This is a genomic window from Streptomyces sp. NBC_00038, from assembly GCF_026343635.1.
Lineage (GTDB): Bacteria > Actinomycetota > Actinomycetes > Streptomycetales > Streptomycetaceae > Streptomyces.
Map to the genome: position 1 here is coordinate 8,333,505 of NZ_JAPELQ010000001.1, position 12,497 is coordinate 8,346,001.

Below are 12,497 nucleotides of genomic sequence, written 5' to 3' on the forward strand. Positions count from 1 at the left end.
CCCGTCAGGCTCATTCCCCCCGTCAGCCAGGAGCGGCATGGACATCGGCGTCTTCATCCCCATCGGCAACAACGGCTGGCTCATATCGAAGAGTTCGCCCCAGTACCTGCCGAGCTTCGAGCTGAACAAGGCCATCGTGCAGAAGGCGGAGGAGCACGGGCTCGACTTCGCACTCTCGATGATCAAGCTCAAGGGATTCGGCGGCGAGACCGAGTTCTGGGACCACAACCTGGAGTCGTTCACACTGATGGCGGGCCTGGCCGCCGTGACGGACCGGATCAAGCTGTACGCCTCCACACCGATCCTCGCGCTGGAGCCCGCCATCGTCGCCCGCATGGCGGTGACGATCGACTCGATCGCCCCCGGCCGCTTCGGCATCAACATCGTCACCGGCTGGGCACCCGGCGAGTACTCCCAGATGGGCCTGTGGCCCGGCGACGAGCACTTCGGCAACCGATACGCCCGGGCCGCCGAGTACGTCACCGTGATGAAGGAGCTGTGGAGCGAGGGCGTCAGCAACTTCAAGGGTGAGTTCTACGAGATGGACGACTGCGTGCTGTCCCCGCGCCCGGCGAGCGGGCACATCGACATCGTCGCCGCCGGCCAGAGCAACACCGGCATGAAGTTCGCCGCCGAGCACACCCAGTACAACTTCATCCTCGGCAGCGGAGTCAACACCCCGCTCGCGCTCTCGGACACCACGGCCACCCTCGTCGGCGAGGCGAAGAAGACCGGCCGTGACGTCGGCGCACTCTCGCTCTTCATGGTCATCGCCGACGAGACCGACGAGGCCGCCCGGGCCAAGTGGCAGGACTACCACGACAACGCGGACCATGCCGCGCTGGCGTACATGGCGGGGGAGACGGCCACGGACACGACCTCCGAGGGCACGTCGACCGCCCGGACCATCGCGCTGCCCGAGGGTGCGGTGAACTTCAACATGGGCACGCTGGTCGGGTCGTACGAGACCGTGGCGAAACTGCTTGACGAGGTCGCCGGGGTCGACGGCACCAAGGGGATCATGCTCGTCTTCGACGACTTCCTCGAAGGCCTGGACAACTTCGGTACGCGCATCCAGCCGCTGATGGAATCGCGCTCGCTTCCCCGGTGAACGACCCGGTGGACGCCTCGGTGAACGTCGTCCCGGTACCGGAGTCTGCTGCGCCGGTGAAGTGCGGCTCGTACACCACCGGCCATCACGAGCGGGCACCCGGTGGGCTGGACGTGTGGTCGGCCTGATGCCCGAAGAGGGGCGGGGGCCCGCCGTCCGTGATCCGCGGCGGGTGTTCGCCGCCACCGCGGTGGGCGTGGTCGCCGTGTTCCTCAACATGAGCGGTCTCGCCGTCGCGCTGCCCACGATCACCCGGGAGTTGGGGGCGGACCCCGGACAGGCCGACTGGATCCTGCTCGGCTACATGCTCGTCACCACCGCGCTGATCCTCGTCTTCGGCCGGATCGCCGACCTCGTCGGCCGCCGCAGGCTCTATCTCGCCGGGCTCGTCGTCTTCACCGCCGCGACCGGGCTCGCGGCGCTGTCCCCGTCGGCGGAGTTCCTGCTCGCGGCACGGGTCGTGCAGGCGGTCGGCGCCGCCGCCGTGATCACCAACAACACCGCCCTGCTGACCGACGTGTTCCCCGCGCGGACCCTGGGCCGGGCACTCGGCTGGAACGTGACGGTGGCCGCGGTGGCCCAGGTCGCCGGGCCCGTCGTCGGCGGCGCGGCGACCGAACTGCTCGGCTGGCGTGGGCTGTTCGTGGTCTGCGTGCCGATCGGACTGGTCGCGGTCGTCGCGTCGGTGCTGGTCGTTCCGCGCACTCCGCCGAGCGCAGGCAGCACTGCCCGGCGGTCCGGCGGGAACCGCGAACCGTTCGACCTGCTGGGCGCGCTGCTGTCCATGGCGATGCTGACCGCCCTGGTTCTCACCCTCACCCCCGGCGCCACGGCCACTGTCGCCGGATGGCTGCCGTGGGCCTGCGGCGGCGCGACCGTCGCGCTGTCCGCGGTGTTCGTCCTCGTCCAGGCACGGCGGCCCTACCCCCTGGTCGACGTGGCCTTGCTGCGTACCCGCGCGATCGCCCTGGTGCTCGCGGCCGTGTTCGTCAACGCGGTCAGCAGCTATGCCGTCGTCCTGCTGGCGTCCTCGCACGAGCAGGCGGCCGGCGGGGCCACGTCCCTGGAAGCGGGGGTGCTGGTGACACCGGTCGCGGTCGGCACGCTGATCACCTCGGCGGCCGCCGGTTCACTGCTGGGTCGCTTCACTCCGCGAGCGCTGACGACGGCAGGCATGGTGGTGACGGCGTGCGGGCTGCTGGGCTTCTCGCTGACGCTCTCGCCGACGGCTGTGCCCTTCTGGACCGTGGCCCCGTTCCTCTTCCTCGTCGGGGCCGGCACCGGGCTGTTCATGACGCCCAGTACGAGCGCGCTGATGCTCAGCGTGCCGACGGACCGCCGCGGAGTGGCCAACGGCCTGCGGTCGACCACGCAGAACGTGGGCTATCTGCTCAGTACGGCGCTCGCACTCGCGGGCACGACGGCGGGACTGAGCGAACCGGCCCAGCACGCCGCGTACGAAGGGACCCTGAACACGCTCAACGTGCTCGCGTCGGGCGAGCTGAGCCGGTTCGTCGCCAACATCCGCGTCACGGGGTTCGTCCTCACGGGCATCGCCGTGGCGGGGGGAGTGATCTGCCTGGCGTTTCCCACGTCGCTCCGGGCGTCCCGTACCACTGAAGCCGTCACCAACACCCGTCCGGAACCCGCCACCACACGAAGGACGTTGCCATGACCGGTTCCCAGCAGTCACCGCACTCCCGCCGGTCGCAGCAGGAGGACTACGAGCGCGCCGGGTTCGACGGGGAGCTCACCCCCGGCGCTTCCCCGGCGCTCCTCCTGGTGGACCCCGCCCGCGCCTACGTCGACCCGGACTGTCCGCTCTACGCCGGGGTCGAACCGGCGGTCGAGGCGATGAGGGTGCTGTTGGCCGACGCTCGCCGGGCCGGGATTCGGGTGATCGTCACGCGCGTGGTGCTGCGGGCGGACGGCAGCGACGGCGGCGTCTTCTTCCGTAAAGTGCCCACCTTGCGGGCCTTCACCGAGGGCAGCCCCTTCGGCGAGTTCATCGACGGGCTGGCCCCGGCGGCGGACGAACTGACCGTGACGAAGCAGTATCCGAGCGCCTTTTTCGGCACCGAACTGGCCGCTCACCTCACCGCCGAAGGAATCGACACCCTGCTCATCGGCGGCCTCTCGACGAGCGGCTGCGTCCGCGCCACCGCTCTGGACGCCATGCAGCACGGATTCGTTCCCATCGTGGTCGAGGAGGCCGTGGGCGACCGGGATCCGGGCATCCACGCGGCGAACCTCTTCGACATCAAGCACAAGATCGGCGAGGTCTGGCCGATCGGGCGCGTCCAGGAGTACCTCGGGGAGAGGGGCGAGGCTCAGTAGCCACAGTCTGGCCGGGACTGTCGCCCGGACCACGACGGGCTCAAGGTCGGAGCCTTGCCCGGCCCACACACCGGGGCGAACGCGTGACTGGCATGTCGGCACAATGCACAGGCTCCCGGCGATCGATGCCGTGCCCGCCTCGCGCCTGTCGCCGATTGGGTCGCCCTAATTCGATGGCGTCGCGGCCCGGGTGCCTCTAGGGTCGGTTCTGTCGGAGCGGTGACTGAGGGTTGCCGCGGGTGACTTGGTTCGGCTGGGAGGTGTGACCGATGGCTGTCTTTGAGATGGGCGCTGCCCGCATCCAGAAGTTCATCAAGTCCACCTCTGTGGCCGCCGGCTGACCTTCCTCAACCTCCGCGCCTGAGCGCGCGTGCCGGGGCCGCCCTTCGAAGGGTTTCCCTTGACTTCCTTTTCTCTCCCTCTCCACCCTCTGACGTCCTACGGCTGGGATGAAGCGTGGGCGGACGAGTTCGCCCCGTACGACGCCGAGGGGCTGTTGGCCGGGCGGGTGATCCGGGTCGACCGCGGGCAGTGCGACGTGGTCACCGCCGACGGGGTCATGCGCGCGGACACCGCGTTCGTGACGCCGAACGATCCGATGCGGGTCGTGTGCACCGGTGACTGGGTCGCCGTCGAACCCGCGGGCAACCCCCGTTACGTACGCACCTATCTCCCCCGCCGTACGGCCTTCGTACGCTCCACCTCCTCCAAGCGCTCCGAGGGCCAGATCCTCGCGGCCAACGTCGACTACGCGGTCGTGGCCGTGTCGCTCGCCGTGGAACTCGAACTCGGCCGCGTCGAACGCTTCCTGGCGCTGGCCTGGGAGTCCGGGGCGCGGCCGGTGGTCGTCCTCACCAAGGCCGACCTCGTGCCCGATCCGGCGACGCTCGGGCACCTGGTGGAGGACGTGGAGACGACGGCGCCGGGGGTGCCGGTGCTGGCGGTGAGCGCCAGTAACGGGGAGGGCCTCGACGTACTGGAGGCCGTCCTCTCCGGCGGTACGACCGTGCTCCTCGGACAGTCCGGCGCGGGCAAGTCCACCCTCGCCAACGCCTTGCTCGGCGAGGACGTCATGGAGGTGCAGGCCGCGCGTGACGTGGACGGCAAGGGCCGCCACACCACGACGACCCGCAACCTCCTCGCCCTCCCCGGCGGCGGCGTCCTCATCGACACGCCCGGCCTGCGCGGCGTCGGCCTCTGGGACGCCGAAACCGGCGTCGGCCAGGTCTTCGCCGAGATCGAGGAACTCGCCAAGCACTGCCGCTTCCACGACTGCGCCCACGTGGCCGAACCCGGCTGCGCCGTCCTGGCCGCGCTCGACTCCGGCACCCTCCCCGAACGCCGCCTCGACAGCTACCGCAAACTCCTCCGGGAGAACCAGCGCATCGTCGCGAAGACGGACGCCCGCCTCCGATCCGAAATCCGCAAGGACTGGAAGCGGAAGGGGGCGGAGGGGCGGGCGGCGATGGAGGCGAAGCGGGGGCGGTGGTAGCCGGCAGGGGTACAGGGTTTTTCGCCCCCTCCGCCCCTACCCGACCCGTACCTGGGGGCTGCCGCCCCCAGACCCCCGCATCGCGCTGACGCGCTCGTCCTCAAACGCCGGACGGGCTGAAGAATTTCAGCCCTCCGGCGTTTGAGGAGCGGGGTCTGGGGCGGAGCCCCAGGGGCAAGGGACGGGTAGGGGCGGAGGGGGCGAAAAAACCCTCCACCCGCCCCCACCCTCCCCTCAGCCCTCCAGCCCCCAACTATGAATCCGCCGAGGATGCACACGGATCAGCTCCTCACTGAAATGTGGCCCCAACTCGTGCGGCCCGGTGAGGAGTTCGGCATCGCCCCGGATGTCGACGCCTCTCACCTTCCACGGGTGGAGGCTGACGATGTCGTCGACGACGAGCGCGACCTTCGGGTTCTTCTGCAGGTTGCGCCACTTCTTGGTGGACCCCATCGCGTAGCCGCCGATCAGAATCGTCCCGTCGTCCTGCGGGAAGAAGCCGACGGGATTCGCCTGCGGCTGCCCGTGGGCATCGACGGTGGCCAGCCGCCCCAGCCGCTGCGACTTGAGATACGCACGCTCGGCCTCGCTGAATTCGGTCATGCAGGCAGCCAAACACGCGGGTGCGCCGGATCGCATCGGATCATGGGTCTAGGCCCGGCGACGTAGTACGGGTGTACGGGCGTGCGCCCAATGGCGTGCAATGGGGCGAGAGTGCGTTGGCGGGGCCGACGACTCGGGAATCGTTGGGCGCATGACCCGCGCGATCAAGGTCCGGCACGTCCTCGCGGTCCTGGTGACAACCCTGGCTCTCGCCCCACCGTCCGCGAGAGCCGACGCGGCACCCGCCCTCGGCCCCTTCGCCCTCCCCCCGAACCCCACATGGACCGGAACCTGGGAAGGCGCCGCCTCCGGCACCACCCCCGCACTGCCCGGCGCCTCGATCCGCAACGTCGTGCACACCAGCGTCGGCGGCAGCGCCGCCCGTATCCGGATCTCCAACCGGCTCGGCACGCGGCCGCTCCAACTCGGCGCCGTCACCCTCGCGTTGCAGGAACCGGGCGCGCCGAGAAGCCCGAAGGCCGTCGCGGGTTCGATGCGCACCGCCACGTTCGGGGGCGCCAGGACGGTGACGATCCCGGCGGGCAAGGACCTCGTGACCGACCCCGTGTACCTCCCGATCCCCGCAGACGCCAACCTCCTGGTCTCGGTGCACACCCCCGCCGACTCGGGCCCGGCGACCTACCACCGCTCCGCCATCCAGGCCAACTTCGTTGCTCCCAAGGGCAATCGGACCGCCGAGGAGAGCGGCACCGGGTACACCTCCGCCATCGGCAACTGGTACTACGTGACCGGCGTCGACGTACTCGGCACCTCCGCCACGGGCAGCGTGGTCGCGCTCGGCGACTCCATCACCGACGGCACTGGCTCGGCGTTCAGCGCCAACCACCGCTGGCCCGACCGGCTCGCCGACCGCCTGAAGGCCCTCCCGTCGAACCGCCGGCTCGGCGTCCTCAACGCGGGCGTCTCCGGAAACCGCCTCCTCCTGGAGGGCCGCGGGCCCAGCGCCCTGGCCCGCTTCGACGCCGACGTCCTGTCCCGCACCGGCGTGCGGGTGGTGATCGTCATGGAGGGCATCAACGACCTCAAGGGCACCCCGGAGCAGACGCGAACCGCCGCCTTCGAGGACGCGTACCGCCGCATCGTGAGCCGCGCACACGCCCGCGGGATCCGCGTCATCGGGGCGACGCTCACCCCGTACGGCGGCCACGGCGCCTACACCCCGGCCCGTGAGGCCGTACGCCAGAAGGTCAACGCCGTGATCCGCACGCGCGGTCTCTTCGACGCGGTCGTGGACTTCGACTCCGTCGTCCGCGACCCGGCCCGCCCGAGCCGCATCCTCCCGGCCTACGATCCCGGCGACCACCTGCACTTCAACGACGCCGGCATGAAGGCGATGGCCGACAGGATCGACCTGGCCGGGCTGACACCCTGGACTCCTTGAGCGGAGGGCCAGGTGCCATCAGCCCCAGATCACCGCCCCCAGCCACGCCCCCATGATCAGCAAGCACGCGAACAGCTCCGTCAGCACACTCCACCCGCCCGCGCGCATCGCCGTCCGCAATGACGCCACGGCCCGCCCGTGCCCGCCGAGGCGCAGCCGCTCGGAGACGTAGATCCCGCCGAGGAAACCGGGTATCGCGCCGGCCACCGGCACCAAAAAGAAGCCGAGTAGTGCCCCGGACCCGGCGTATACCGCCATTCGAGGGGTCGCTCCGCTCGCTCGCAGGCGTCTGGGCGGCAGCATCCACCGGACCGCCTGGGACAGCAGCAGGACCACGGTCGCGCCCACGAGCACGGCCCAGGCGATCGCCCGGGTGTCCTCCAGCGCCCACCACAGGACCGCGGCCCATACGAGCCACGACCCCGGTGCGCCGGGCACCAGTACTCCGGCAAGGCCGAGCAGAATCACCACGCCGACCAGCAGGAGTTCCCACGCTCCCATCTGCCCAGCCTGACTGAGCGGGCGGGAAACCGCAGGTCAGTCCCGGGCCACCCAGCCCTTCGCGTACGCGTGCCAGCCCAGCTGGAGCCGGGTCGTCACGCCCGTCAGCTCCATCAGCCGCTTCACCCGGCGCTGCACGGTCCGCAGCCCCAGATCGAGCTGCTTGGCGACGCTCGCGTCGGTCAGCCCGGCAAGGAGCAGCGAAAGGATCTCCAGATCGGTGCCGTCCGGGCCGTCCGCCTCCTGCTCCGCGACACCCGCGCCGCTGAGCCGCAGCGGCAGCGCGTCCCGCCACACCGACTCGAACAGCCCGGAGAGCAGCTCGAGCAGCCCGCTCTCGTGGACGACCAGCGCGGCGGGCTCCGCGGTGCGAGAGCTGAGCGGCACCATCGCGAGCGTCCGGTCGGCGATCACCAGCTTGGTCGGCACCTTGTCCACGACCCGCACCTGCTCGTCCCGGCCGAGCGCGGCGGACAGCTCGGTGATCCCGTTCGGCATGTCGAGGACCGCCCGCTCGATGACCACGCGGTAGCGGACGCCCCGGTCCACGGCCTGCTCCTCCGCGTCGTTGTCCATCCCGGACACGGCCAGCGGGTTGTCGGTGACCAGCGCGCACACCTCCTCGGCCGCGCCCAGCTGGAGCTGTAGGAACCGCTGCGAGACCGCCGCCGAGCCGATCACCACCTCGACCAGGTCGTGGACGGCGGGCTCGGCGGCCTGCCCGCGGTACTCCTCGGCGAGCAGCGCGGCCGCCAGCTCCGCCTTCTCCAGCTCGTGCCGCTGCTGGGTGAGCAGCGCGCCGAGGGCCACACCGGGCGGTGCGGCGACCCAGCGCCCCGGGCGCGCCGACGACTGGGCCGCGAGTCCGTGCCGTTCAAGGCGGCGCAGGGCGCGCTCCGTGTCGTACTCGCCGAGCGTGAGCCGCCGCGCGAGATCGGGCACGTCGGCGGCGCCCACGGACACCAGCGCCCGGTACGCCGACTCGTGCGTCTCGTCCAGACCTATCGCTCCCAGCATGCGGCGATGCCCCTCCCCAAGGATCGGTTTCTGCAGGTCGGCGGTAGCAGTGGCGGAAAACAGCCACGGCGTAAACCCGCCTCGCACATCATCACCGCACCACCCGCCCATCTGACAAGCTCACGCCACCGCGGCTTCACACACCGTCCGTAATGCCCTGCTTGGTCATCGCGAGCGGGCCGAGCGCGGCTGTGAATCACAGCGGAGCTTCAGGAAGTCAGGTCACACTCGGGGCCGAACTGACCGACAGCGACGACAATTCGGTCACACAGACTGTGACCCGGACCTATGACGTGTACTGGGTCCCGGTCACTCCGGCGCCGCCGGGCGGTTCTCCCGTGGGGGGTGGGACCGCCCGGCGGTTTCGCCGCAACGGCCTTATCCAGGGCGTCTGTTTCGCATCGCCGTTCGATGGTTCACCCGACACGCCGTTCGACGGCCAGTCCCATGGCCGGTTTTTCCGGATGCCCCGTTTTCATCCGGCTCCCGCGGTGGACAATTAGGGGCATGAGCCAGCAGGGGGAGAAGCCCACCGGTCATGAGGACGACTGGTGGGGGCAGTTGTACGACGACTCCACCGAGGACACGGGCCCCGCGGCCGTGGCCGATTCCCTCGACGACCGGTTCGCGTCGGCCGTGGGGACGGTGGGCGTTGAGCCCGCGCCCGTTCCGCGACCGGAGGGGAAGCCGGAACTCGACGTACCCTCTCGTCCGGAGCGGACGCCCGAGCTCGATGTCCCGCCTCATGCGGAGCGGAAGCCCGAGTTCGACGTCCCGCCTCATCCGGCGCGGCCTCCGGCCGTACCTGAGCAGCGTCCCGCGCGCTGGGAGCGCGGAGACGCCCCCGGCCAGAGCCCCGGCTCCGGCTCCGGTCCCGGCCCCGATCCCGGTCTCGGTCTCAGGCAGAGCCCCGCCCCCTGGGATGCCCCACCCGCCCCTCTGCCCACAGGCCCGCCCGCCGACCCGTCCGTTCCCGCCATCTTCCCGCCGGGTCCGACCCCGCCGGGATTCCGCCCGCAGCAGCCCCCGAGCCGTACGTCCACGGAGTCGCCGGCCGCGGCCGCTCCCGCCTCGCACGCTCCCGCCTCGCACGCTCCCGCCTCGCAGGCTCCGGTGCCGGAGGCCCCCGCGCCGGAGGACGCCCCGCCACCCCTCGCCCTCCAGGACCACGCACCCACGCTCTCCGTGCCGTACCAGCCCCCCACCGTCGACTACGTAGGCTCGGGCCCGCCCACCTACGACGCCGAACCCACCGCCCTCCCGCCCGCCGACCCGGACGAGCTCGACGACCTGGTCGCCGACACCGTGCTGGACGGCGCGCGCTACGGGACCAGCACGCTGCGGGCCGCCTCCGTGCGCGGGGACTCCGCGCGCTACCGGGGCGAACCGCGCCGGGATTCGCTGCTCACCGCCCGGTTCGGGACGGGCGAGCAGGCGCTCGTGCTCGTCGCGATGGCGACCGGGGCCCGGGCCACGCCCGGCGCGCACCTGGCCGCGGCCGAGGCATGCCAGTGGATCGGGCGGGCCGTGGGGCGCAGCCACGTGCGGCTGGCCGAGGACATCCGGGCCGCCCGGCGCGGGGACCTGAAGTCGGGGCTGCACCGGCTCACCGACCGCAGCCTCGGCAAACTGCGGGCGAGCGCGGCCGAGCAGGGCATCGAACCCGAGGAGTACACCGCGAGCCTGCGGTGCCTGCTGCTGCCGGCCGATCCCGAGTGCCGTACGCGCGTGTTCTTCGGCGTCGGGGCCGGAGGCCTGTTCCGGTTGCGGGACGGCGAGTGGCAGGACATCGAGCCGCGGGTCGCCGACGCCACCGGGGAGGCCGTGGTCGGCTTCGGGTCACCGCCGCACGAGACCCCGGAGGGCGACCGGCTCACCATGGACCTGGGGATCACGACACCCCCGAGCCCGTACGAGGCGATCGCCGAACCGCCCCGCGCCCCGTTCCGCTTCCGTGCCTCCGTCGCCCGCCCGGGTGACACGCTCCTGCTGTGCACCGGCGGCCTGGCGGAGCCCCTGCGCGGCGAACCCGAGCTCGCGGAGCATCTGACAGCGCGATGGTCGGCGGCGGAACCGCCCGGACTCGCCGCGTTCTTCGCGGACACCCAAGTACGGGTCAAGGGTTACGCCGACGATCGAACAGCCGCCGCCGTTTGGGAGGCGTAACGCTTGGCCCTGTGAATTCATGGAACCCAGAGGGATCTCCGGATACCGAAGGGCACGGGAAGTCATGGCCAAGCAGAACGTCGCCGAACAGTTTGTCGACATCCTCGTCCGCGCGGGGGTGAAGCGGATGTACGGAGTCGTCGGCGACAGCCTCAACCCGGTCGTGGACGCGATCCGGCGCAACTCCGCCATCGACTGGATCCACGTCCGGCACGAGGAGACCGCCGCGTTCGCCGCGGGCGCCGAGGCCCAGGTCACCGGCAAGCTCGCCGCCTGCGCCGGTTCCTGCGGCCCCGGGAACCTGCACCTGATCAACGGCCTGTACGACGCCCACCGCTCCATGGCCCCGGTCCTCGCCCTCGCCTCCCACATCCCCTCCAGCGAGATCGGCCTCGGCTACTTCCAGGAGACGCACCCCGAGCGGCTGTTCAACGAGTGCAGCCACTACAACGAGATGATCTCCAACCCGAAGCAGATGCCGAGGCTGCTCCAGACCGCCATCCAGCACGCGGTGGGCCAGTCCGGCGTCAGCGTCGTCTCACTCCCCGGCGACATCGCCTCCGAGCCCGCCCCCGACAAGGCCCTGGAGACCGCCCTCGTCACCTCCCGGCCCAGCGTCCGCCCCGGTGACACCGAGATCGACAAGCTCGTCGCGATGATCGACGAGGCCGACAAGGTCACCCTTTTCTGCGGCAGCGGCACGGCGGGCGCGCACGCCGAGGTCATGGAGTTCGCGGAGAAGATCAAGTCCCCGGTCGGGCACGCGCTGCGGGGCAAGGAATGGATCCAGTACGACAACCCGTACGACGTCGGCATGAGCGGCCTGCTGGGTTATGGCGCCGCCTACGAGGCAACTCACGAGTGCGATCTCCTCATCCTGCTCGGCACCGACTTCCCGTACAACGCCTTCCTCCCCGACGACGTCAAGATCGCCCAGGTCGACGTGCGACCCGAGCGCCTTGGCCGCCGCTCCAAGCTCGAACTCGCCGTGTGGGGCGATGTGAAGGAGACCCTGCGCTGTCTCACCCCGCGGGTGCGGCCCAAGGAGAACCGGCGCTTCCTCGACAAGATGCTGAAGAAGCACGCCGACGCGCTCGAAGGAGTCATCAAGGCGTACACGCGGAAGGTGGAGAAGCACGTTCCGATCCACCCCGAGTACGTGGCCTCCCTCGTCGACGAACTCGCCGACGAGGACGCGGTGTTCACGGTCGACACCGGGATGTGCAATGTGTGGGCGGCCCGCTACATCTCGCCCAACGGCCGGCGCCGGGTGATCGGTTCGTTCTCGCACGGCTCGATGGCGAACGCGCTGCCCATGGCCATCGGCGCCCAGTTCACCGACCGGGAGCGGCAGGTCGTCTCGATGTCGGGGGACGGTGGGTTCTCCATGCTGATGGGCGACTTCCTCACCCTCGTCCAGTACGACCTGCCGGTGAAGGTCGTCCTCTTCAACAACTCCTCCCTGGGCATGGTCGAGTTGGAGATGCTGGTGGCGGGGCTGCCCTCGTACGGGACCACGAACAAGAACCCCGACTTCGCGGCCGTGGCCCGTGCGTGCGGGGCCTACGGTGTCCGTGTCGAGAAGCCCCGGCAGCTTGCCGGCGCCCTCAAGGACGCCTTCAAGCACAAGGGGCCCGCCCTTGTCGACATCGTCACCGATCCCAACGCTCTGTCCATCCCGCCGAAGATCAGTGCGGAGATGGTGACCGGGTTCGCGCTGTCGGCGTCGAAGATCGTGCTGGACGGGGGAGTGGGGCGGATGGTTCAGATGGCCCGCTCCAACTTGCGCAACGTGCCTCGTCCTTAGACGCGTCGGCTCTCGGCCCTGGGGCCAGGGTGCGGGCCTGAAGGGTTTTCGCCCCCTCCGC

11 protein-coding genes are annotated in these 12,497 nt (G+C 70.7%); 8 read left to right on the top strand and 3 right to left on the bottom strand.

From position 1 onward, the window contains the following. Window positions 1-37 precede the first annotated feature (37 nt). The 5 genes from rutA (at window position 38) to rsgA (ending at window position 4,940) form a co-directional block, all read left to right on the top strand. The gene (rutA, locus tag OG219_RS37510) at window positions 38-1,111 is read left to right on the top strand and encodes a pyrimidine utilization protein A (RefSeq protein ID WP_266834206.1); all 1,074 of its coding nucleotides are present in this window, start codon (window positions 38-40) and stop codon (window positions 1,109-1,111) included. Beyond that, the gene (locus tag OG219_RS37515) at window positions 1,108-1,239 is read left to right on the top strand and encodes a hypothetical protein (protein ID WP_266834208.1); all 132 of its coding nucleotides are present in this window, start codon (window positions 1,108-1,110) and stop codon (window positions 1,237-1,239) included. Before rutA ends, OG219_RS37515 begins: the two co-directional genes overlap by 4 nt. Continuing rightward, window positions 1,239-2,786: an MFS transporter gene (locus OG219_RS37520; RefSeq protein ID WP_266834210.1), complete on the top strand. Its 1,548-nt coding sequence runs from the start codon at window positions 1,239-1,241 to the stop codon at window positions 2,784-2,786. Before OG219_RS37515 ends, OG219_RS37520 begins: the two co-directional genes overlap by 1 nt. After that, a complete protein-coding gene (locus OG219_RS37525) occupies window positions 2,783-3,448 on the top strand; it encodes an isochorismatase family protein (protein ID WP_266834211.1) in 666 nt (221 codons plus the stop codon). Before OG219_RS37520 ends, OG219_RS37525 begins: the two co-directional genes overlap by 4 nt. A gap of 400 nt (window positions 3,449-3,848) precedes the next feature. Then, window positions 3,849-4,940 (top strand): ribosome small subunit-dependent GTPase A, encoded by a 1,092-nt coding sequence (gene rsgA / locus OG219_RS37530; RefSeq protein ID WP_266834212.1) that lies wholly within the window; start codon window positions 3,849-3,851, stop codon window positions 4,938-4,940. A gap of 234 nt (window positions 4,941-5,174) precedes the next feature. On the opposite strand, the gene OG219_RS37535 is transcribed toward rsgA, so the two are convergent. Next, window positions 5,175-5,543 carry a PPOX class F420-dependent oxidoreductase gene (locus OG219_RS37535; RefSeq protein ID WP_266834214.1) on the bottom strand — a complete coding sequence of 123 codons (369 nt, stop codon included), beginning with the start codon at window positions 5,541-5,543 and terminating at the stop codon, window positions 5,175-5,177. 151 nt (window positions 5,544-5,694) lie between these two features. On the opposite strand from OG219_RS37535, the gene OG219_RS37540 reads away from it, so the two are divergent. Beyond that, on the top strand, window positions 5,695-6,945 hold the full coding sequence (locus OG219_RS37540; RefSeq protein WP_266834216.1) for an SGNH/GDSL hydrolase family protein: 1,251 nt from the start codon (window positions 5,695-5,697) through the stop codon (window positions 6,943-6,945). 18 nt (window positions 6,946-6,963) lie between these two features. Here the strand turns inward: OG219_RS37540 and OG219_RS37545 are convergent, their stop codons facing one another. Together OG219_RS37545 and OG219_RS37550 are read right to left on the bottom strand one after the other, a co-directional pair. After that, complete coding sequence (locus tag OG219_RS37545) at window positions 6,964-7,446, bottom strand: DUF456 domain-containing protein (protein WP_266834218.1); 483 nt, start codon at window positions 7,444-7,446, stop codon at window positions 6,964-6,966. Window positions 7,447-7,482: 36 nt separating this feature from the next. Then, a complete protein-coding gene (locus OG219_RS37550; protein ID WP_266834220.1) occupies window positions 7,483-8,463 on the bottom strand; it encodes a LuxR family transcriptional regulator in 981 nt (326 codons plus the stop codon). A gap of 507 nt (window positions 8,464-8,970) precedes the next feature. On the opposite strand from OG219_RS37550, the gene OG219_RS37555 reads away from it, so the two are divergent. Next, window positions 8,971-10,629, top strand: coding sequence for a protein phosphatase 2C domain-containing protein (locus tag OG219_RS37555; RefSeq protein ID WP_266834222.1), 1,659 nt, complete (start codon window positions 8,971-8,973; stop codon window positions 10,627-10,629). A gap of 64 nt (window positions 10,630-10,693) precedes the next feature. Then, complete coding sequence (locus OG219_RS37560; RefSeq protein ID WP_266834224.1) at window positions 10,694-12,436, top strand: pyruvate dehydrogenase; 1,743 nt, start codon at window positions 10,694-10,696, stop codon at window positions 12,434-12,436. Window positions 12,437-12,497 lie beyond the last annotated feature (61 nt).

Excerpts from the sequence above, each read along its gene's own strand:
- rutA (WP_266834206.1), top strand. The coding sequence starts at position 38 with ATGGACATCGGCGTCTTCATCCCCATCGGCAACAACGGCTGGCTCATA.
- OG219_RS37520 (WP_266834210.1), top strand. The coding sequence starts at position 1,239 with ATGCCCGAAGAGGGGCGGGGGCCCGCCGTCCGTGATCCGCGGCGGGTG.
- OG219_RS37525 (WP_266834211.1), top strand. The coding sequence starts at position 2,783 with ATGACCGGTTCCCAGCAGTCACCGCACTCCCGCCGGTCGCAGCAGGAG.
- OG219_RS37535 (WP_266834214.1), bottom strand. The coding sequence starts at position 5,543 with ATGACCGAATTCAGCGAGGCCGAGCGTGCGTATCTCAAGTCGCAGCGG.
- OG219_RS37540 (WP_266834216.1), top strand. The coding sequence starts at position 5,695 with ATGACCCGCGCGATCAAGGTCCGGCACGTCCTCGCGGTCCTGGTGACA.
- OG219_RS37545 (WP_266834218.1), bottom strand. The coding sequence starts at position 7,446 with ATGGGAGCGTGGGAACTCCTGCTGGTCGGCGTGGTGATTCTGCTCGGC.
- OG219_RS37550 (WP_266834220.1), bottom strand. The coding sequence starts at position 8,463 with ATGCTGGGAGCGATAGGTCTGGACGAGACGCACGAGTCGGCGTACCGG.
- OG219_RS37555 (WP_266834222.1), top strand. The coding sequence starts at position 8,971 with ATGAGCCAGCAGGGGGAGAAGCCCACCGGTCATGAGGACGACTGGTGG.
- OG219_RS37560 (WP_266834224.1), top strand. The coding sequence starts at position 10,694 with ATGGCCAAGCAGAACGTCGCCGAACAGTTTGTCGACATCCTCGTCCGC.